Consider the following 20,831-nt stretch of genomic DNA (forward strand, 5'->3'; position numbering starts at 1 on the left):
CACCGAGGAGCGCATCTACGCCGACGGCGTCGCGATGGTCCAGCTGCTCGGCCCGCAGGACCGACTGCTGCGGGTCGTGGAGCACGAGCATCCCGAGGTCGACGTGCACGTGCGCGGCAACGAGATCACACTGAGCGGGGGGCGGGATGCCGTGGCCTCCGCCCGCGCACTCGTCGAGGAGCTCATCGCGCTCGCCCGCACGGGTCAGGGCCTCGACCCCGCCGACGTGCGCGTCTCGAGCCGCATGCTGCGCACCGACGGCGGCCAGCGGCCGTCGGAGCTGCTCGGCGAGGCGATCCTGTCCACGCGCGGCAGGACGATCCGCCCGAAGACCCCGGGCCAGAAGGCGTACGTCGACGCGATCGACGACAGCACGATCGTGTTCGGCATCGGCCCCGCCGGCACGGGCAAGACCTATCTCGCGATGGCCAAGGCCGTCCAGGCGCTCCAGCGCAAGGAGGTCGACCGCATCATCCTGACCCGCCCCGCGGTGGAGGCGGGGGAGCGGCTCGGGTTCCTGCCCGGGACCCTCACCGACAAGATCGATCCGTACCTGCGCCCGCTCTACGACGCCATCAACGAGATGATGGATCCCGAGCTCGTGCCCAAGCTCATGGCGTCCGGCACGATCGAGGTCGCGCCGCTCGCATACATGCGCGGCCGCACCCTGAACAGCTCGTTCGTGGTGCTCGACGAGGCGCAGAACACGACGCCCGAGCAGATCAAGATGTTCCTCACGCGCCTCGGCTTCGGCACGAAGATGGTCGTCACCGGCGACATCACCCAGGTCGACCTGCCGCAGGGGGTCTCGGGCCTGCGGCTCGTCACGCGCGTGCTCAAGGACATCGACGACATCGAGTTCGCGTACCTGACCAGCGACGACGTCGTGCGGCACTCGCTCGTGGGCCGCATCGTCGACGCGTACAGCGCGTACGACGAGCAGCGGCTCGCGGCGCGGCGCGAGCGCGACGAGGCGTCCGAGTTCGCCAACCGCGCCGAGCGTCGTGCGGCGGCGCGCCCGGCGGGACCGCGCGACCGCCTGCCGAAGCGAGGACGGCCATGACGATCGAGATCACGAACGAGTCCGGCGTCGAGGTCGACGAGACGGTGCTGCTGCGCCTGACCGCGCACAACCTCGCCGAGCTGAACGTCAGCGCCGAGGCCGACGTCGCCATCCTGCTCGTCGACGAGGGCGCCATGGAGTCGCTGCACGTGCAGTGGATGGACGAGCCCGGCCCGACCGACGTGCTGAGCTTCCCGATGGACGAGCTGCGCCCCGGCACCGAGGACACGCCCACGCCGCCGGGCCTCCTCGGCGACATCGTGCTGTGCCCGCAGGTCGCCGAGACCCAGGCGAAGACCGCGGGGCATCCGCTCGTCGAGGAGCTCATCCTCCTGACGACCCACGGCCTGCTGCACCTGCTCGGCTTCGATCACGCCGAGCCCGACGAGGAACGCGAGATGTTCGGGCTGCAGCGCGACCTCATCGTGGCGTTCCACGTGAGCGAACGGCGGCGCCGCCGCACATGACCGCGACGCTCCTCCTCGTCGCCGCCGTCCTGCTGGTCGGCGTCGGTGGCCTCATGGCGGCGCTCGACGCCGCGCTCGGCGTCACCTCGCGCGCCGAGCTCGTCGAGCTCGCCCCGTCCGGTCCGCGCCGCGAGCGGCTGGAACGGATCGCCGCCGACCCGGAGGCGCACGGCAACGCGGTCGTGTTCATCCGCATCCTCACCGAGACGACCGCCGCCGTGCTCGTCACGATCGCGTTCTTCCTCCTGTTCGACAACATCTGGTGGGCGATGCTGGCCGCCGCGGTGCTCATGACCGGCGTCTCGTTCGTGCTCGTCGGGGCGAGCCCGCGCAGCGTCGGACGGCAGCACGCGAAGGGCATGCTCCGTACGTTCGCGTGGGCCGTGCGCGGGGCGAGGATCTTCCTCGGCCCGCTCGCGCACCTGCTCGTGGTGCTCGGCAACCGCGTGACGCCCGGGGTGTCGCGGCGGGCGTCGTTCGCCTCTGAGGAGCAGCTCCTCAGCATGGTCGACGAGGCCGCGTCGCAGGACCTCATCGAGGAGGACGACCGCGAGCTCATCCACTCGGTGTTCGAGTTCACCGAGACGTTCGTGCGCGCCGTCATGGTGCCGCGCACCGACATGGTCACGCTCGATGCCGCGACCACGACGCAGGACGCGATGGCGCTGTTCCTCGACAAGGGCGTCTCGCGCATCCCCGTGGTCGACGGCGACGACATCACCGGCGTCGTGTACCTGAAGGATCTCGTGCAGTTCGCCTACCGCGACGAGAGCGCGTGGCGCGGGGCGCCGGTGAGCCCCATCGCCCGGGCCGCGGTGTTCGTCCCCGAGTCGATGAAGGCCGAGACGCTCCTGCAGCAGATGAAGCGGGATGCCGTGCACGTGTGCCTCGTGGTCGACGAGTACGGCGGCGTCGCCGGGCTCGTCACGCTCGAGGACCTCATCGAGGAGCTCGTCGGCGACATCTCCGACGAGTACGACCCGCGCCAGGCCGAGGTCGTCGACCTCGGCGGCGGCCGGTATCGCGTCAGCGCGCGCCTCGGGCTCGACGAGGTGGGCGACCTGTTCGGCATCGAGCTCGACGACGACGACGTCGACTCGATCGGCGGCCTCCTCGGCAAGGTGCTCGGCCGGGTGCCGCAGCCCGGCGTCATGACCGAGCACGGCGGCATCGTGATGACCGGCGGTGCGTCGCGCGGACGCGGACGCGGCATCGCGACCGTCTTCGTCGAGCGCGCGGAGGATCACGAGCCCGAGCACAGGGCGCCGCGCACCGGCGAGGTGCGCACCGTGGAGCGGACGAACGGCAGGGGAGAGTGAGCATGACGCGATCGGGCTTCGTGACCTTCGTGGGGCGGCCGAACGTCGGCAAGTCGACGCTGACCAACGCGCTCGTGGGCGAGAAGGTCGCCATCACGAGCGACAAGCCGCAGACGACGAGGCGCGCGATCCGCGGCATCCTGAACCGGCCGGACGGCCAGCTCGTCGTGGTGGACACGCCCGGCATCCACAAGCCGCGCACGCTCCTGGGCGAGCGCCTCAACCACCTCGTGGAGCAGGTGCTCGGCGATGTCGACGTCATCGGGTTCTGCGTGCCGGCGACCGAGAAGGTCGGCCCGGGCGATCGGCGGATCGCCGCGTCGCTCGACGGCTACCCGCGCGCGAAGAAGGTCGCGATCGTGACCAAGACCGACGCCGCGACGCGCGACGAGATCACCGAGCGGCTCATCGAGGCCGACAGCCTGCGCGAGGACTGGGATGCCGTCATCCCGCTGTCGGCGCTCACGCGCGACCAGCTCGACGTGCTCGCCGACGAGTTGCTCAGCCTCATGCCGGAGGGCCCGGCGCTGTACCCGGACGACGTCGTGACCGACGAGTCGACGGCCGACCGGATCGCCGAGATCATCCGTGAGGCGGCCCTGGAGGGCGTGCGCGACGAGTTGCCGCACTCGATCGCGGTGACGGTCGACGAGATCGCCCCGCGTGAGGGGTCGGACCTCACCGACGTGTACGCCGACATCGTCGTGGAGCGCGACAGCCAGAAGGCGATCATCATCGGGCGCAAGGGCTCGCGCCTGCGCGACGTCGGCGCGACCGCTCGCGCGGGCATCGAGCCGCTCATCGGCGGCAGGGTGTTCCTGTCGCTGCACGTGCGCGTGGCGAAGGACTGGCAGCGCGACCCGAAGCAGCTGGGCCGCCTCGGCTTCTAGCCGCGCTCGGCGGGCCCGGCCGGGCGGCGCCGCTCCGGCGCATCCGTCGTGTCCGGGATACCGGACACGTGCGCGCCGTCACCCGTTGTCCGGGCGCGCACGGCGCGCTGGAATGGAGGCAGTCCCGTCCGGCTGCGACGGGCGGAAAAGCGAAAGGATGCCTCGATGACCCTCCCCGGCGCCCGTCCCGTCCGCGCTCCGCGCGGCACCGAGCTCAGCGCGAAGAGCTGGCAGACGGAGGCCCCGCTGCGCATGCTCATGAACAACCTCGACCCCGAGGTCGCCGAGCGCCCCGACGATCTCGTCGTGTACGGCGGCACCGGCCGCGCGGCCCGCAGCTGGGACGCGTTCGACGCGATCGTCGACACGCTCCGCGATCTGGAGGACGACGAGACGCTGCTCGTGCAGTCCGGCAAGCCCGTGGGCGTCTTCCGCACGAACGTGTGGGCGCCGCGCGTGCTGATCGCCAACTCCAACCTCGTGGGCGACTGGGCGACGTGGCCCGAGTTCCGCCGGCTCGAGGCCGAGGGCCTCCTCATGTACGGGCAGATGACCGCGGGCTCGTGGATCTACATCGGCACGCAGGGCATCCTGCAGGGCACGTTCGAGACCTTCGCCGCCGTCGCCCGCAAGCGCTTCGGCGGCACCCTCGCCGGCACCATCACTCTCACCGGCGGCTGCGGCGGCATGGGCGGCGCGCAGCCGCTGGCCGTGACCCTCAACGACGGCGCGTGCCTCATCGTCGACGTCGACGAGACGCGCCTGCGCCGTCGCGCCGGCAAGCGCTACCTCGACGAGGTCGTCACCGACCTCGACGAGGCGCTCGCGATCGTGCAGCGGGCCAAGGACGAGCGCCGCGGCTGGTCGGTCGGACTCGTCGGCAACGCGGCCGAGGTGTTCCCCGAGATCCTCCGCCGTCACCGCGCCGGCGAGATCACCGTCGACGTCGTCACCGACCAGACGAGCGCCCACGACCCGCTCAGCTACCTGCCCGTCGGCTACACGGTCGACGAGTGGCAGGAGCGCGCGGCATCCGACCCCGAGGGCTTCACGCGCGACGCGCGCGCGTCGATGGCCGCGCACGTCGAGGCGATGGTCGAGTTCCAGGACGCCGGCGCCGAGGTGTTCGACTACGGCAACTCCATTCGCGACGAGGCCCGCCAGGGCGGGTACGACCGCGCCTTCGCGTTCCCCGGCTTCGTGCCGGCCTACATCCGCCCGCTCTTCTGCGAGGGCCTCGGCCCGTTCCGCTGGGCGGCGCTGTCGGGCGATCCCGAGGACATCCGCGTCACCGACGAGGCGATCCTCGAGCTCTTCCCCGAGAACGAGCACCTCCACCGCTGGATCCGCGCCGCGCAGGAGCGGGTCGAGTTCGAGGGCCTGCCGGCGCGCATCTGCTGGCTCGGCTACGGCGAGCGCGCCCGCGCGGCGGTGCGGTTCAACGAGCTCGTCGCCGAGGGGAAGCTGTCGGCGCCGATCGTGATCGGCCGCGACCACCTCGACTCGGGCTCGGTGGCCTCGCCCTATCGCGAGACCGAGGCGATGGCCGACGGCTCGGACGCCATCGCGGACTGGCCGCTGCTGAACGCCCTGACCGCGACCTCGTCGGGCGCGACCTGGGTGTCGCTCCACCACGGCGGCGGCGTCGGCATCGGCCGCTCCATCCACTCCGGGCAGGTCTCGGTGGCCGACGGCACGCCGCTCGCCGCCGAGAAGCTGCAGCGGCTGCTCACGAACGACCCCGGCATGGGCGTCATCCGCCACGTCGACGCCGGCTACCAGCGCGCCGTCGACGTCGCGGCCGAGCGCGGCGTGCGCGTGCCGATGGAGCCCGTGGTCCGCAACACCGACCAGGGCTGGTGATCCGTCCCATGCCCGACGCGCTGCTCATCGACGGCATCGGCGAGCTGACCACCAACGACGAGGCGAACGGCGGTCGTCTGCACGACGCCGCCGTCGTGATCGAGGGTGATCGCATCGCCTGGGTCGGGCCGTCGGCGCACGCTCCCGCCGCCGACGAGCGCGTCGAGGTCGGCGGTCGCACGGTGCTGCCGGGCTGGGTCGACTCGCACACGCACATGGTCTTCGCGGGCGACCGCACGGCCGAGTTCGAGGCGCGAATGGCCGGCGAGGCGTATGCCGCCGGCGGCATCAACGTGTCGGTCGCGGCGACCCGCGCCGCGACCGACGCCGAGCTCGAGGCGAACCTCGAACGGCTCGTCGCCGAGGCGCGCCGCGGCGGCACGACGACGATCGAGACGAAGACCGGCTACGGCCTCACCGTCGCCGACGAGGTGCGCGCCGCGCGCATCGCGGGCCGCCACGTCGACGCGGTCACGTTCCTGGGGGCGCACGTGGTTCCCGCGGGCGCGGATCCGGGCGACTACCTCGACCTCGTGACGGGGCCGATGACGGATGCCGTCGCGCCCTACGTCAGCGCCGTCGACGTCTTCTGCGAGACCGGCGCCTTCGACGAGACGGCATCCCGTCGCGTGCTCGAGGCCGGCCGCGCCGCGGGGCTGGCGCTGCGCGTGCACGGCAACCAGCTCGGCGAGGGCCCGGGCGTGCGCGTCGCGGTCGAGGAGGGCGCGCTGAGCGTCGACCACGTCGGCTTCCTGAGCGACGCCGACGTCGCGGCGCTCGCCGGCTCGTGGTCGGCGTGGGACGGGGGAGCGGGCCGTCGCGGCACGGTCGCGACGGTGCTGCCGGCGTGCGACCTGTCGACCCGCATGCCGCTCGCGCCCGCGCGTCGCCTGCTCGACGCGGGCGCGGTCGTCGCGATCGCCTCCAATTGCAACCCGGGCACGTCGTACACGTCGTCGATGGCCTTCTGCGTGGCGACCGCGGTGCTGCAGATGGGTCTGACGGTGCAGGATGCCGTCCGCGCCGCGACGCTCGGCGGCGCGATCGCGCTCGGCATGCACGAGGACGGCTGGACCGACCCGCGCGGGAACGCGCAGCCGGCGGTCGGCGCGATCCGCCCCGGTGCGCGCGCCGACCTGCAGCTGCTCGACGCGCCGTCGATCACGCACCTGGCCTATCGCCCCGGCATCCCGCTCACCGGCGCCGTCTGGCGCGCCGGCCAGCGCGTGGTCTGAGCCGGCCGGGTCAGCGGTCGCGTGCGACGCGGCCGTGGATGCGCGCTGAGAGGATCTCGGCCGTCGCGCGCGCCTCGGCGGCGAGCGCGGAGAGCCGCGCATCGGGCACCGAGCCCTCCGGGAAGGTCAGCGCGATCGCCGCGACCGGCCACCCGCGGTGGTCGAGCACGGGCACGCCGACCGACTCCAGCCCCGGCGTGACCGAGCCGCGTTCGAGCGCGAACCCGCGCGTGACGGTCTCGTCGAGCACCGCGCGCAGGCGAGAGTACCGGTCGATGCCGTCGCGGTCCTCGTGCCGGTGCACGAACGCGGCCCGGTCGGGGAACAGCGCACGCGCCTGCGCCTTGGGGAGCGCGGCGAGCACCGCCCGTCCGGTCGCGGTGAGGGGCATCGGCAGGCGCACGTCGACGTCGGTCACGAGCGACGGCGCACCGGGGGCGCGCTCCTCGACGATGTACAGCACGTCGCGGCCGTGCGGCACCGCGAGGTGCGCGCTCATGCGCACGCGGTCGACGAGCGCCGCGACGAGCGGTCGCCCGAGCCGACTGAGCGGCTCCTGCCGCGCGTAGGCGGAGTTCAGCTCGACGGCGGCGAGCCCGAGGCCGTACCGCCTCTCCTCGGGCAGGTGCATGACGTAGCCGTGCTCCTGCAGCGTCGTGAGCAGGTGGTACACCGTCGAGCGCGGCAGGCCCAGCTGCGTGGCGATCATGCTCGCCGGCAGCGGCCCACGGGCGCGGGCGAGGAGCGTGAGGACGCGCAGGGTCTGATCGGCCGCCGGCACCTTCGCGCTCATGTCACCATGCTCGCCGACGCGCGTCGGCTATGCCAGCGGCGCGCCCACGGCGCGCTCGACCTCGCCGACGACCGCGCCGCTGACGACGAACTCGTGGGCCGCGGCGATCGTGGGCGAGAGGAACGTGTCGGTGTCGGGCGCCGGGATCCGGGTGCGGAACAGGCGGTGCAGCGCCGCCGTGGCCGCCGCGGGCGCCTGGTCGCGGAAGTCGAGGGCGCGCGTCGAGGCGAGCAGCTCGATGCCGAGCACGTGCGCCAGCCCGTCGAGCGCGCGGCGCAGCTTGCGACCGGCGTGCCAGCCCATCGAGACGTGGTCCTCCTGCATCGCCGACGACGGGATCGAGTCGACCGACGCGGGCACGGCGAGACGCTTGAGGTCCGAGACGATGCCGGCCGCGGTGTACTGGGCGATCATGAGCCCGGAGTCCAGGCCCGCGTCGGCGGCGAGGAACGGCGGCAGGCCGTGGTTGCGCGCGACGTCGAGGAAGCGGTCGGTGCGCCGCTCCGAGATGCTGGCGAGGTCGGCCACGGCGATCGCGAGGAAGTCCAGCACGTACGCGACCGGGGCGCCGTGGAAGTTGCCGTTGGACTCGACGCGCCCGTCGGGCAGCACGACCGGGTTGTCGATCGCCGATCGCAACTCGATCGCGGCGACGGATGCCGCGTGGCCGGCCGTGTCGCGCACGGCCCCGTGCACCTGCGGGGCGCAGCGCAGCGAGTAGGCGTCCTGCACGCGCGTGAACTCGCCCTCGCGCGGGCGCTGGATCAGCTGCGAGCCGGCGAGGACGCTGCGCATGTTGGCGGCCGAGGCGGCCTGTCCCGGATGCGGGCGGAGCGCCTGCAGGTCGGCGGCGAACACCGCGTCGGTGCCGGTGAGGGCCTCGACGCTCGCCGCGGCGGCGATGTCGGCGACGCGGAGCAGGCCGGCGAGATCGTGCAGCGCCAGGCACAGCATCCCCAGCATCCCGTCGGTGCCGTTGATGAGGGCGAGCCCCTCCTTCTCGGCGAGCACGACCGGCGCGATGCCGGCCGCGGCGAGCGCGTCGGCGGCGGGGACCGGCACCGCGTGCGGGTCGGGGCTCACGCGCACGGTGCCCTCGCCCATGAGGGTGAGCGCGCAGTGCGCGAGCGGGCTCAGGTCGCCCGAGCAGCCGAGCGAGCCGTACTCGTGGACGACGGGCGTGATGCCGGCGTTGAGGATGGCGGCGTAGGTCTCGGCCACGACGGGGCGGACGCCGGTGCGTCCGCTCGCGAGCGTGTTGAGGCGCAGGAGCATGAGCGCGCGCACGACCTCGCGCTCGACCTCGGGGCCGGTGCCGGCGGCGTGCGAGCGGATGAGGCTGCGCTGCAGCTGCTGGCGCTTGGGCGGCGCGATCTGCACCTTGGCGAGCGCGCCGAAGCCCGTCGACACGCCGTAGTGGGGGCGGTCGTCGTTCGCGAGGTCGACGATGATCCGCTGGCTCGCCGCGATGCGCGAGGCGGCGCTCGCGCCGATCTCGACGGGCGCGTCGGCGCGCGCGACGGCGACGACGTCGGCGATGGTCAGCGGCGTCTCGCCGAGGACGACCGTGGATGCTGCGGAGGTTCCCATGCAACGATCACACCGCATGCGCACCGCCCGCGGGCGCGTGGACGGCCGGCTGTCGTCTGGGATACCGGACAGCGACGGGCGGGGCGACGACGCCCGGCCGGAGCCGGCTTGGCATGCTGGTATCCATCACCCCCGACCGAGGAGGACCGGCATGGCGCAGACGCTCTCGCACGACCCGTCGTGGCCCCGCGCGGGCGGCTGGCCCACCCCGGCGCCGGACGCCGAGTTCGACCTGGCGCTCATCGGCGTGCCGACCTCGCGCACGTCGCTGTCGCCCACGAACGCCCACGAGACGCCGGCCGCCGTGCGCGACGCGCTCCGCCGCTACTCGGGTCACGTCGTCGCCCCCGGGGCGCCCGGCGAGCGAGGTGCCGAGGCCGAGCTCGTGCTCGACGAGGCGCTGCGCCTCGTCGACGCCGGCGACGTCGCCGACCCCGACACCGAGGCCGGGGAGCGCGCCGCGACGGAGCGCATCGCCGACCTCGCCCGCCGCTCCGCGCTCGTGGTGGCCGTCGGCGGCGACAACGCCCTGACCGTGCCCGCCGCCCTCGGGGTGGCGGGGGAGTCGCTCGCGACGGCCGGGCTCGTCACGCTCGACGCGCACCACGACCTCCGCGACGGGCGCAGCAACGGCTCGCCGGTGCGCCGTCTCGTCGAGGCGGGGCTCGACCCGCGCCGCATCGTGCAGATCGGCATCGCGGACTTCGCCAACTCCCGCGCCTACCGCCGGCGCGCGAAGGAGTGGGGCATCACGGTCGTCCACCGCGACGAGCTGCACGACCGGTCGATCCCCGACGTCGTGGCCGAGGCACTGAGCATCGCGGGCGCCGCCGGCGGACCGGTGCACGTCGACCTCGACGTCGACGTGTGCGACCGCTCCGTGGCGCCCGGGTGCCCGGCATCCGTCCCGGGGGGCCTGCAGGCGCACGAGCTGCGCCGGTTCGCGCGCCTCCTGGCCGCCGACGGGCGCGTGCGCGGCATCGACCTCGCCGAGGTCGACGCGACCGCCGACGCCCCCGACGGCCGCACGGTGCGGCTGGCCGCGCTCTGCGTCCTCGAGGCGGCCGCCGGGCTCGCGCGGCGCCTCGGCGTCTGAGGCCCGGCCCTCCCGGCGCCACCTCCACCGCCCCGTCCGTCCCCCGCGAGGCTCCTCGACGGGAAGCCGACGGGGCGACACGGCGGGCGCGGATGCCGTCGGGCTCCGGTCGATGCGCAGGGTAGCGTGTACCCGGCACATTCCGACCGCTGAAAGGCAGCCATGCACCTCATCGAGGCGATCATCCTCGGGCTGATCCAGGGATTGACCGAGTTCCTGCCGATCTCCTCCAGCGCGCACCTGCGCATCGTGGGGGAGTTCCTGCCGTCGGCGACCGACCCGGGGGCGACCTTCACCGCCATCACCCAGATCGGCACGGAGCTGGCCGTGCTCGTCTACTTCTGGAACACGATCGTGCGGATCATCGCCCGCTGGGCGCAGTCGCTGTCGGGCCGCGTGCCGCGCAACGACCCCGATGCGCGCATGGGCTGGCTCATCATCATCGGCTCGCTCCCCATCGGTGCGCTCGGCTTCCTCTTCCAGGACGTCATCCGCGACACGTTCCGCAACCTCTGGCTCGTCGCGATCGTGCTCATCGTGTTCGGCCTGCTGCTGGGCGCGGCCGACGCGCTCGGGCGCCGCACGCGCGAGCTGTCCGACCTCACCTACCCGCACGGCCTCGCGCTCGGGTTCGCGCAGGCGCTCGCCCTCATCCCCGGCGTGTCGCGCTCGGGCGCCACGACCACGATGGGCCTCGCGCTCGGCTACTCACGGCCCGCCGCCGCCGAGTACGCGTTCCTCCTCGCGGTGCCCGCGGTGTTCGGCAGCGGCCTCTACGAGCTCTACCAGGCGATCAAGGAGCCGGGAGCCGCCGTCTTCAGCCTCGGCGAGACCGCGGCGGCCACCGTCGTCGCGTTCGGCGTGGGCCTGGCCGTCATCGCGTTCCTCATGCGGTACCTCAAGCGCGGCAGCTTCCTGCCGTTCGTGCTGTACCGGCTGGCGCTCGGCGTGCTGCTGATCGTGCTGCTCCTGGCCGGCGTGCTGCAGCCGTACTGACGCGCGCGGTTCGACCGACCCGGACGGCGTCGCCCCGCCGACACGACGGCGGCCGTCAGCGGCGCGGGTCGTCGCGGCCGGGCTTGCCGTCGCGCCGGCGCAGGTACCGCTCGAACTCCTGCGCGATCGCGTCGCCGGAGGCCTCGGGGGAGTCCCACGCGTCGCGCGTGCGCTCGAGCTGGTGGATGTACTCGGTCATCTCCTCGTCGTCGGCCGCGGCGGCGTCGATCGACGCCTCCCACGCGACCGCCTCGCCGGCGAGGTCGCCGCGCGGCACCTCCGCGCCGGTGATGTCCTCGAGCCGGTCGAGGAGCGCGAGGGTCGCCTTCGGCGACGGGGTGTGGCCGGCGACGTAGTGCGGCACGCTCGCCCACAGCGAGGCGGTCGGGATGCCGACCTCCTCCGCCGCGGCGGTGAGGACGCTCAGGATCCCGACCGGACCCTCGTACGTCGAGCGCTCGAGGTCGAGGGCGGTGCGGATGCCCTCGTTGTCGCTGCCGGCGTGCACCGAGATCGGGCGCGTGTGCGGCACGTCCGACATCATCGACCCGATCGCGACGAGCCCGGTGATGTCCTCGCTGAGCGCGGCGTCGATGACCTCGGCGGCGAACGCCTGCCACGAGCGCGCCGGCTCGACGCCGCTCAGCACCCACAGGCGCGTGCCCCGCGACGCCCGCGCGGGACGCCACAGCGTGGCATCCGGCCACGTGAGCGTGCGCCGGCCGTCGGCGTCGAGCGTCAGCTGCGGCCGCGTGTACTGGTAGTCGAAGTACAGCTCGGGGTCGACGGCGAAGACGCGCTCATACCGATCGGTCGAACGCAGCTGCGCCGCGGCGGCCGACGCCGCCTCGCCCGCGTCGTTCCAGCCGTCGAACGCGGCCACGAGCACACGTCGTCCCAGAGTGTCCACCCGGCTCCTCTCCTCGGTCTGACGTGTATCCACGATACGCCCGGGGCCCGACAGGGGGCGCGCGGGCGAGGGCGCGCCGACGGCCCGTCGGTAGCATGGACCGGTGACCTCAGCGCTTCCGGCCGCCGTCCTGTGGGACATGGACGGCACCCTCGTCGACACCGAGCCGTTCTGGATGGCCGCCGAGGGCCCGCTCATCGAGAGCTACGGCGGCACGTGGTCGCACGAGCAGGCCCTCGGCCTCGTCGGCCTCGGGCTCGAGGACTCCGCCCGCATCCTGCAGGACGCCGGCGTGCGCATGCAGATCGACGACATCGTCGACGTCCTGACCGCACGGGTCATGGCGCAGCTCGCCGAACAGGGCAACCCGTTCCGCCCCGGCGCCCGCGAGCTCCTCGCCGACCTGCGCGCGGCGGGGGTGAAGACCGGGCTCGTCACGATGTCGATGCGGCGCATGGCAGAGACCGTCGTCGACCAGATCCCGTTCGAGGCGTTCGACGTCATCGTCGCGGGCGACGACGCGACGCGCCCCAAGCCGTACCCCGACCCCTACCTGCAGGCGTGCGACGCGCTGGGGGTGGCGGCGACGGATGCCGTGGCCATCGAGGACTCGCCGAACGGCCTCCGCGCGGCCGTCGCGTCGGGCGCGGTCACGATCGGCGTGCCGCTCATGGTGTCGCTCGCGGGCGCGGGCGCCCACGAGCTCTGGCCGACGCTCGAGGGCCGCACGACGGACGACATCGCCGCGGCGTTCGCGCGGCACCGTCACGGACACGTCGCATGAACGCCGACCTCCTGCCGCGCGGCCCCTTCCGCTACGGCGACCGCGTGCAGCTGACCGGCCCGAAGGGACGCCTGCACACGGTCACCCTGCGCGAGGGCGGCGAGCTGCACACCCACCACGGCGTGCTCCGCCACGCCGACGTCGTGGGACAGCCGGACGGCTCGGTCGTCACCAACAGCGGCGGCAACGAGTACCTCGCCCTCCGTCCGCTCCTGCGCGACTTCGTGATGTCGATGCCGCGGGGGGCCGCGATCGTCTATCCCAAGGACGCCGCGCAGATCCTCGCCGCGGCCGACGTCTTCCCCGGCGCCACGGTGGTCGAGGCCGGCGTGGGCTCGGGAGCGCTGTCGCTGTGGCTCCTGCGCGCGATCGGACCGTCCGGGAGCCTGGTGTCGTTCGAGCGGCGCGAGGAGTTCGCCGAGGTCGCCGAGGCCAACGTGCACACGTTCCTGGGTCACGCGCCGGAGACCTGGCGGGTCGTGGTCGGCGACCTCGCCGAGCGGCTGCCGGTCGAGGCGGCCCCGGCATCCGTCGACCGCGTCGTGCTCGACATGCTGGCCCCCTGGGAGTGCATCGACGTCGTCGCCGAGGCCCTCGCGCCCGGCGGCGTGGTGCTGTGCTACATCGCGACGGCCACCCAGCTCAGCCGCGTCGCCGAGTACATCCGCGGCACCGGACTGTTCACCGAGGCCGAGGCGACCGAGACGATGGTGCGCGGGTGGCACGTGGAGGGCCTCGCGGTGCGTCCCGACCACCGCATGGTCGCGCACACGGGCTTCCTCCTCACCGCGCGTCGGCTCGCCCCCGGCGCCGTGCCGCCCGACGTGCGCCGCCGCGCCCTGAAGAAGCCCAGCTACGGCGACGAGGACGTGGAGCTGTGGACCCCGGGCGCCGTCGGCGACCGGCAGATCACCGACAAGAACCTGCGCAAGCGCGTGCGCGAGGCGCAGCGCGCCGCGGAGGGCGCACGCACCGCGGCGGGCTCCGGGACGACCCCGCACGACGACGTAGACTGAGCCGATGCGCAGGATCCCCGCCGCCGTCGCCGTCCTCGGACTGACCGCTCTCGCCCTCGTCGGCTGCTCCGCTCCGGGGACCTCGTCCTCGTGCGCCCGCGTCGAGGCCAATCCGCAGGCGCTCGACGCGGTCACCGTGTCGGGCAAGGCCGGCGGCAAGCCGACCGTGAAGGTCGCCGCCCCGCTGTTCGTGAACGAGACCTCGTTCGTCGACGTGACCGAGGGCGAGGGGCTGCCGATCACCTCGATGCGGCAGGACGCCGCGTTCGAGCTCACCGTCTTCGACGCCGCCACCGGCGACGAGATCGTCGGCTCGGCGTACGACCCCGAGCAGCCCACGGTGTTCCCGCTCACGCGCTGGGAGGAGGCGTTCCCCGGCTTCGCCGCCGCGCTGCAGTGCGCGACCCCGGGCACGCGCGTCGCGATGCTCCTCCCCGGCGACGCGGTGGCCGACGACATGCGCGCCAACCTGCGGCTCGCGAAGGGCGCGCCCGCGCTCGTCGTCCTCGACGTGAACCGCGTGTACCTGGCCGCCGCGAACGGCGCGCCGCGGTTCAACGACCGGCCGGGCATGCCGACGGTCGTGCTCGCGCCCGACGGCCGTCCGGGCGTCGTGATTCCGGATGCCGCTCCGCCGGACGAGCTCGTCGTGCAGGTCCTCAAGAAGGGCGACGGCGAGACCGTCACCGGCGACGCGCCGGTGCGCATCCACTACACCGGCCTCACGTGGGCCGACCGCACGGTCTTCGACAGCTCGTGGGAGCGCGGCGAGTCGACGTCGATGGAGCTCGCGTCGGTCGTGCCCGGGTTCGCCGAGGCGCTGAAGGGCCAGACCGTGGGCTCGCAGGTGCTCGCCGTCATCCCGCCCGACCTCGCCTACGGCGACGCGGGCCAGGGTCCCGTCCCCGGCGGGACGACGCTCGTGTTCGTGATCGACATCCTCGGCACCGACGAAGCGCGCTGACCCCGACCGCCGGCCTCCCGCCCACCTTCGATCCACGCACCTAGGATGGGTCGCGTGGTCACCGAAGCCGCGCGCATCGCGCCCGAGGAGCGCCTCGTCAACCTCGTCGTGGCGCTCATGGCGACCGAGCAGGGGCTGACCAAGGAGACGATCCTCACGTCGGTCTCGGGCTACCGCGAGCAGAACGAGGCCGGGGCGTCGAAGGACGCGCTGGAGAAGATGTTCGAGCGCGACAAGGAGAACCTGCGCGGCCTCGGCGTCCCCATCGAGACGATCGGCGACCACGCCGACCCCGACGACCTGCGCGAGGCGCGCTACCGCGTGCCCACCGCCGAGTACGAGCTGCCGGTCGACATCGCCTTCACGCCGGCCGAGCTCGCCCTCCTGAACCTCGCCGGGGGCGTCTGGAGCGAGAGCTCGATGTCGGCTCCGGCGCGCACGGGCCTGCGCAAGATCCGCGCCCTCGGCATCGAGGTCGACGAGCCGATCATCGGCTACTCGCCCCGCATCAGCCTGCGCGAGCCCGCGTTCGCGCCCCTGCAGCGCGCGATCGAGCAGGGCCGGGTCGTCGAGTTCGACTACCTGAAGCCGGGGGATGCCGCCGCGCTCCGCCGCCGCATCCGCCCCCTGGCCCTCGTCGACTACGAGGCCCGTTGGCACGTCTACGGCTTCGACCTCGGCCGCGGCGCCGAGCGCACCTTCCTCCTCACGCGCATCTGCTCGGACGTGCAGGTGACCCGGGCCTCGTTCGACCTCGCCGAGCGCGAAGGGGCGGGGGAGCGGGCCCTCGCGGGCCTGGCGGAGGTCGCGGCGCGCCAGCGCGCGCTCCTCGAGGTCGCCCCCGGCACCGAGGCGGCGCTGCGGCTGAGCCGCCGCGCGATCCCGGCGGGCCAGGGCATCCACGTCCCCTACGTCGACGTGCACATCCTTGCCGACGAGCTAGCCTCGTACGGCCCCGAGGTGCGCGTAGTCGAGCCCGCCGACCTCCGCGACCGCGTGATCGCGCGCCTCGAGGCGACGCTCGCCCGCCACCGCGACGGAGCCGAGCGATGAGCGCGCAGCCGCTGCTCGCGACCGACCGGGCCGCGCTCATCCTGCAGCTCGTCCCGTACCTCATCGGCAAGGGCGAGGTCTCGGTCGCCGAGGCCGCGGACGAGTTCGACGTGACGCCCGAGCAGCTGCGCGGCATGGTCGAGAAGCTCACGGTCATCGGCCTTCCCGGCGAGGGCGGGTTCTGGCAGATGGCCAACGACCTCTTCGACATCGACTGGGACCTGCTCGACCAGCAGGACCTCATCGTCATCACCAACGCCGTCGGGCTCGAGCGCGCGCCGCGGCTCACCGCCCGCGAGGCGGCGGCCCTGCTCGCGGGCCTGCAGCTGGCCGCGAGCCTCCCCGGCGTCGGAGACAGCGGCGTCGTGCAGGGCCTGCTCGCCAAGCTCGCCCGCGGCGCGTCGAGCGCGCCGGCGGACGTCATCGTCGCGCCCGACGCCGTCGACGACGTGCGGGTCACCGTCGCCGAGGCCCTCGCGCGCGGCGTCGCCGTCTCGTTCACCTATCGGGCTCCGGATGCCGCGCCCACCACGCGCACGGTCGACCCGGTCAAGGTGCACATCGCCGGCGGCCAGTGGTACCTGCAGGGGTGGTGCCACCTGCGCGAGGCGATGCGCACCTTCCACCTCGAGCGCGTGAGCGAGCTCGTGCTCACCGGCATCCCGGTCGCGCACGGCGGCGAGCGCGTGCCCGAGCTGTTCGAGCCGAGCGACACCGACGTGGTGGCCGAGCTGCGCTTCCGCGCGGCGGTGGCGCCGCTCCTGGGCGAGTACCTCGACCGTGCGACGGTGTCGACCGCGGGCGACCACAGCGTCGCGCGGCTGCGCGTCGCCGACGCGCGCAGCCTCAAGCGGCTCGCGGCGCGCCGCGGCGGCGACGTCGAGATCCTCTCACCGGATGCCGCACGCCGCGCGGCCGCGGCGTGGGCCGAGGCGGGACTCGACCAGTACCGCTGATCGCACTCACCGAGATCGCTGGCCGCGTTCATAGACGCCGTGGGTAGACTGTCGGTCAAGCTCTCGACAAGGGGATGTTATGGGTAACCTGTTCGCCGGTCCGCACCTGTGGATCCTGCTCATCGTCATCCTGCTGCTGTTCGGTGCCGCCAAGCTCCCCGCGCTGGCCAAGAGCATGGGTCAGTCCGCTCGCATCTTCAAGGGCGAGATGAAGGCCATGAAGGACGACGATGCGCCCGCCGCCGGAGGCACGGTCGCCGCCTCCGCCGCCGAGCCGACGCCTCCCGCCGACCCCGCAGCCGGACCGAGCGGCATCGCTGATCCCAAGCCGTAGCCTCCGTGGCCACGGCCGAGCATCCTCGCGTGGACGAGGACGGTGTCCCGCGCCGGGACAAGCGCATGTCCCTCGCCGGGCACCTGCGTGAGTTCCGGCGACGTTTCGTCATCTCCGCCATCGGGCTCGTCGTCGCGATGGTGGTCGCGTTCTTCCTGACCGACTGGATCATCTGGGCGATGACCGAGCCGATCCGCATGGTCGCCGAGCGGCGCGGGGAGGAAGCGGCCGTCAAGCTCATGTACTCGACCATCACCGGTCCGTTCGACATGCGGCTGCGCATCTCCTTCGTCGTCGGCATCATCCTCTCGGCGCCCGTCTGGCTGTGGCAGCTGTGGGCGTTCCTCGTGCCCGGACTCACCCGCAAGGAGATCCAGTACACGGTCGGCTTCGTCGCCGCCGCGATCCCGCTCTTCTTCGGCGGCTGCTTCGTCGGCTGGCTCGTCATGCCGCACGTCGTCGAGATCATGGCCACGTTCTCGCCCGAGAGCGCGGCGAACTACTACGAGGGCAAGTACTACTACGACTTCGTCTTCAAGCTCATCATCGTGGTCGGCGTCTCGTTCGTCCTGCCGGTGTTCCTCGTCGCGCTCAACCTCGCCGGCGTCATGACCGGCAAGGACATCCTCAAGGGGTGGCGCGTCGCCATTCTCATCGCGGCGGTCTTCGCCGGCCTCGCGACCCCCGCCGCCGACGTCGTCAGCATGCTGATCCTCGCCGGCATCCTGGTGGTGCTGTTCTTCGCCGCCGCCGGGCTCTCGATGCTGTTCGACCGGCGCCGCGCCAAGCGGGAGCGCACGCTCCTGCCGCCCGAGGTCTCGCCGTGACCGACCCCGCGGAACGGTACGCGCGCGCCGCCGAGAGCAGACGGCATCCGCTCACCGCCGGGTTCGCGGACCTGCAGCGCTTCGACCTCGATCCGTTCCAGCTCGCCGCCTGCCACGCGCTCGAGGAGGGGCGGAGCGTGCTGGTCGCCGCCCCCACCGGGGCCGGCAAGACGATCGTGGGCGAGTTCGCGATCCACCTCGCGATGCACGAGCCCGCCGTCGGCGGCCGCGGTGACAAGGCGTTCTACACGACGCCCATGAAGGCGCTGTCGAACCAGAAGTACCGCGAGCTCGTCGACGTGTACGGCCCCGACGAGGTGGGCCTGCTCACCGGCGACGTCACCGTGAACGGCGACGCGCGGATCGTCGTGATGACCACCGAGGTGCTCCGCAACATGCTCTACGCCGACTCGGCGGCGCTGCGCGACCTGCGGTTCGTGATCATGGACGAGGTGCACTACCTCGCCGACCGGTTCCGCGGCGCGGTGTGGGAGGAGGTCATCATCCACCTCCCCGCCCACGTGCGGCTCGTGTCGCTGTCGGCCACGGTGTCGAACGCGGAGGAGTTCGGCGACTGGCTCGGCACCGTGCGCGGCGACACCGAGGTGATCGTGTCGGAGATCCGCCCGGTGCCGCTGGAGCAGCACGTGCTCGTGCGCGGCGACCTGCTGCCGCTGTTCGACGATCGCGCCGGCGTCGCCACCGCGCAGGTGAACCAGGAGCTCATGCGCATCCGGTCGGTGAAGGGCCCGACGTTCGAGAACAACCGCCGTGCGCAGCAGTACCGCAGCGGCGACCGCGGCGAGCGCGCCCGCTACGCCGGAGGGGGCGGCTACGAGGGCACGCACAAGCGCCCGAACCGCGGCGGCAAGCGGCCGGTGCGCCCGTCGAACGTGCGCCGCATCGAGCGGCTCGACCGACCCGACGTCGTGGAGCTCCTCGACCGGGTCACCCTGCTGCCGGCGATCTTCTTCATCTTCAGCCGCGTCGGCTGCGACGCCGCCGTGCAGCAGGTGCGCCGCGCCGGCGTGCGGCTCACCACGGCCGAGGAGCGGACGGAGATCCGCGAGCTCGTCGAGGAGCGCACCCGCACGCTGCGCGACGAGGACCTCGCCGTGCTCGGCTATTGGGAATGGCGCGAGAACCTCGAGCGCGGCGTCGCCGCGCACCACGCGGGCCTGCTGCCGGCGTTCAAGGAGGTCGTCGAGGAGCTGTTCCAGCGCAAGCTCGTGAAGGTCGTGTTCGCGACCGAGACGCTCGCCCTCGGCATCAACATGCCCGCGCGCACGGTCGTGCTCGAGAAGCTCGAGAAGTTCAACGGCGAGGCGCGCGTCGCGATCACCGCGGGCGAGTACACGCAGCTCACCGGGCGGGCGGGCCGCCGCGGCATCGACGTCGAGGGCCACGCCGTCATCCAGTGGACCGAGGGGCTCGACCCCCAGGCGGTCGCCGCGCTCGCCTCGCGCCGCACGTATCCGCTGAACTCCAGCTTCCGCCCCACCTACAACATGGCGGTCAACCTCATCGACCGGTTCGGCCGCGAGCGGGCGAGGGAGATCCTCGAGTCGTCGTTCGCGCAGTTCCAGGCCGACCGCGCCGTCGTGGGGCTCGCGCGGCGGGTGAAGGATGCCGAGGCCTCGCTCGCCGGCTACGAGAAGGCCATGACGTGCGACCGCGGCGACTTCGCCGACTACTCGCGCCTGCGCCGCGAGCTGAGCGACCTCGAGAAGCTCAACCGCGCCGACCGCACGGCATCCGCCAAGCTCCGTCAGGAGCGCCAGCACGAGATCCAGTCGCTGCGCCGACGGCTGCAGCGTCACGCCTGTCACGACTGTCCCGATCGCGAGAGCCACGCGCGCTGGGCGGAGCGGTACTGGAAGCTGCGGCGCTCGACCGACAAGCTCCGCCACCAGATCGAGACGCGCACCGGCACCGTCGCGCGCGTCTTCGATCGCGTCGTGGACGTGCTCGCGGCGCTCGGCTACGTCGAGGTCGACGGCGACGGCACGACGACCGTGACCGCGGCGGGCGCGACGATGCAGCGCATCTACGGCGAGCGCGACCTGCTCGTCGCCGAGTCGCTGCGGCGCGGGGCGTGGAACGACCTCGACGCGCCCGCGCTCGCGGCGCTCGCGTGCTGCCTGGTCTACGAGCCGCGTCGCGACGAGACGGGGCCGGGGGAGCGGGGCCTGCCGCGCGGGCCGTTCCGCGACGCGCTCACGCGCACGCAGGACCTGTGGGCCGTGCTCGACGACCTGGAGCGAGACCACCGCCTGCCCGGCTCGGAGCCCGTAGCCACGGGGCTCGCGCGGGCGATGCACGCGTGGGCGCGGGGAGCCGCGCTCGACCACGTGCTCGACGAGGCCGATCTCGCCGCCGGCGACTTCGTGCGCTGGACGAAGCAGACGATCGACCTGCTCGACCAGCTCTCGCTCGTGGCCGCACCCGAGGTCGCGGTGACCGCGCGTCGCGCGCTGGAGGCGGTCCGCCGCGGCATCGTGGCATACTCCTCGGTCTCGTGACCCCCCGGCATCCCGTCGCCGGATCAGGAGATCTGGCGGGCACAGGACGATCCGCCCGGAAACGTCCTGTTCCGGTCAGATCTCCTGATCCGGGCGATGCCACCTCTCCGACCACGGATGCCGGGCGGCCGCGGTACCCCGTCGCCCCGACGT

General features: G+C 73.2%; 19 protein-coding genes. 16 read left to right on the forward strand and 3 right to left on the reverse strand.

What is annotated here, in order from left to right; all coding sequences use genetic code 11:
- The first annotated feature begins 34 nt into the window (after positions 1 to 34).
- From WML84_RS00865 to hutI, 6 genes are all read left to right on the forward strand, one after another.
- Positions 35 to 1,063: a PhoH family protein gene (locus WML84_RS00865; protein WP_347344303.1), complete on the forward strand. Its 1,029-nt coding sequence runs from the start codon at positions 35 to 37 to the stop codon at positions 1,061 to 1,063.
- Positions 1,060 to 1,530 carry an rRNA maturation RNase YbeY gene (gene ybeY / locus WML84_RS00870; protein WP_347344265.1) on the forward strand — a complete coding sequence of 157 codons (471 nt, stop codon included), beginning with the start codon at positions 1,060 to 1,062 and terminating at the stop codon, positions 1,528 to 1,530. Before WML84_RS00865 ends, ybeY begins: the two co-directional genes overlap by 4 nt.
- A complete protein-coding gene (locus WML84_RS00875) occupies positions 1,527 to 2,849 on the forward strand; it encodes a hemolysin family protein (protein ID WP_347344266.1) in 1,323 nt (440 codons plus the stop codon). Before ybeY ends, WML84_RS00875 begins: the two co-directional genes overlap by 4 nt.
- A gap of 2 nt (positions 2,850 to 2,851) precedes the next feature.
- Positions 2,852 to 3,739 (forward strand): GTPase Era, encoded by an 888-nt coding sequence (gene era, locus WML84_RS00880; protein ID WP_347344267.1) that lies wholly within the window; start codon positions 2,852 to 2,854, stop codon positions 3,737 to 3,739.
- 165 nt (positions 3,740 to 3,904) lie between these two features.
- The gene (gene hutU / locus WML84_RS00885) at positions 3,905 to 5,602 is read left to right on the forward strand and encodes a urocanate hydratase (RefSeq protein ID WP_347344268.1); all 1,698 of its coding nucleotides are present in this window, start codon (positions 3,905 to 3,907) and stop codon (positions 5,600 to 5,602) included.
- 8 nt (positions 5,603 to 5,610) lie between these two features.
- Positions 5,611 to 6,837, forward strand: a complete 1,227-nt coding sequence (gene hutI / locus WML84_RS00890) for an imidazolonepropionase (RefSeq protein WP_347344269.1) — start codon at positions 5,611 to 5,613, stop codon at positions 6,835 to 6,837.
- 10 nt (positions 6,838 to 6,847) lie between these two features.
- Here the strand turns inward: hutI and WML84_RS00895 are convergent, their stop codons facing one another.
- Together WML84_RS00895 and hutH are read right to left on the reverse strand one after the other, a co-directional pair.
- Positions 6,848 to 7,630 carry an IclR family transcriptional regulator gene (locus WML84_RS00895; RefSeq protein ID WP_347344270.1) on the reverse strand — a complete coding sequence of 261 codons (783 nt, stop codon included), beginning with the start codon at positions 7,628 to 7,630 and terminating at the stop codon, positions 6,848 to 6,850.
- A 27-nt stretch (positions 7,631 to 7,657) separates the two neighbouring features.
- On the reverse strand, positions 7,658 to 9,220 hold the full coding sequence (gene hutH, locus WML84_RS00900) for a histidine ammonia-lyase (RefSeq protein WP_347344271.1): 1,563 nt from the start codon (positions 9,218 to 9,220) through the stop codon (positions 7,658 to 7,660).
- Between the two features lie 151 nt (positions 9,221 to 9,371).
- Between hutH and WML84_RS00905 the strand changes: the two genes are divergently transcribed.
- Both WML84_RS00905 and WML84_RS00910 read left to right on the forward strand, forming a co-directional pair.
- Positions 9,372 to 10,316, forward strand: coding sequence for an agmatinase family protein (locus tag WML84_RS00905; protein WP_347344272.1), 945 nt, complete (start codon positions 9,372 to 9,374; stop codon positions 10,314 to 10,316).
- A gap of 162 nt (positions 10,317 to 10,478) precedes the next feature.
- Positions 10,479 to 11,312, forward strand: coding sequence for an undecaprenyl-diphosphate phosphatase (locus tag WML84_RS00910; RefSeq protein ID WP_347344273.1), 834 nt, complete (start codon positions 10,479 to 10,481; stop codon positions 11,310 to 11,312).
- Between the two features lie 55 nt (positions 11,313 to 11,367).
- Here WML84_RS00910 and WML84_RS00915 read toward each other — a convergent pair whose 3' ends face one another.
- Positions 11,368 to 12,222 carry a PAC2 family protein gene (locus tag WML84_RS00915; protein ID WP_347344274.1) on the reverse strand — a complete coding sequence of 285 codons (855 nt, stop codon included), beginning with the start codon at positions 12,220 to 12,222 and terminating at the stop codon, positions 11,368 to 11,370.
- A 103-nt stretch (positions 12,223 to 12,325) separates the two neighbouring features.
- Here WML84_RS00915 and WML84_RS00920 point away from each other — a divergent pair, with 103 nt between their 5' ends.
- From WML84_RS00920 to WML84_RS00955, 8 genes are all read left to right on the forward strand, one after another.
- A complete protein-coding gene (locus WML84_RS00920; RefSeq protein WP_347344275.1) occupies positions 12,326 to 13,006 on the forward strand; it encodes an HAD family phosphatase in 681 nt (226 codons plus the stop codon).
- A complete protein-coding gene (locus tag WML84_RS00925; RefSeq protein WP_347344276.1) occupies positions 13,003 to 14,022 on the forward strand; it encodes a tRNA (adenine-N1)-methyltransferase in 1,020 nt (339 codons plus the stop codon). The genes WML84_RS00920 and WML84_RS00925 overlap by 4 nt, the downstream gene beginning before the upstream one ends.
- 4 nt (positions 14,023 to 14,026) lie before the next feature.
- A complete protein-coding gene (locus WML84_RS00930; RefSeq protein ID WP_347344277.1) occupies positions 14,027 to 14,986 on the forward strand; it encodes an FKBP-type peptidyl-prolyl cis-trans isomerase in 960 nt (319 codons plus the stop codon).
- Between the two features lie 54 nt (positions 14,987 to 15,040).
- Positions 15,041 to 16,039 (forward strand): WYL domain-containing protein, encoded by a 999-nt coding sequence (locus WML84_RS00935; protein ID WP_347344278.1) that lies wholly within the window; start codon positions 15,041 to 15,043, stop codon positions 16,037 to 16,039.
- Complete coding sequence (locus tag WML84_RS00940; protein ID WP_347344279.1) at positions 16,036 to 16,995, forward strand: WYL domain-containing protein; 960 nt, start codon at positions 16,036 to 16,038, stop codon at positions 16,993 to 16,995. Before WML84_RS00935 ends, WML84_RS00940 begins: the two co-directional genes overlap by 4 nt.
- 79 nt (positions 16,996 to 17,074) lie before the next feature.
- Positions 17,075 to 17,329, forward strand: a complete 255-nt coding sequence (locus tag WML84_RS00945; protein ID WP_347344280.1) for a twin-arginine translocase TatA/TatE family subunit — start codon at positions 17,075 to 17,077, stop codon at positions 17,327 to 17,329.
- 65 nt (positions 17,330 to 17,394) lie between these two features.
- Positions 17,395 to 18,156 (forward strand): twin-arginine translocase subunit TatC, encoded by a 762-nt coding sequence (gene tatC, locus WML84_RS00950; protein WP_347344304.1) that lies wholly within the window; start codon positions 17,395 to 17,397, stop codon positions 18,154 to 18,156.
- Complete coding sequence (locus WML84_RS00955) at positions 18,153 to 20,678, forward strand: DEAD/DEAH box helicase (RefSeq protein ID WP_347344281.1); 2,526 nt, start codon at positions 18,153 to 18,155, stop codon at positions 20,676 to 20,678. Before tatC ends, WML84_RS00955 begins: the two co-directional genes overlap by 4 nt.
- The last annotated feature ends 153 nt before the right edge of the window (positions 20,679 to 20,831 follow it).

Source organism: Microbacterium sp. (assembly GCF_039812165.1).
Classification (GTDB): domain Bacteria; phylum Actinomycetota; class Actinomycetes; order Actinomycetales; family Microbacteriaceae; genus Microbacterium.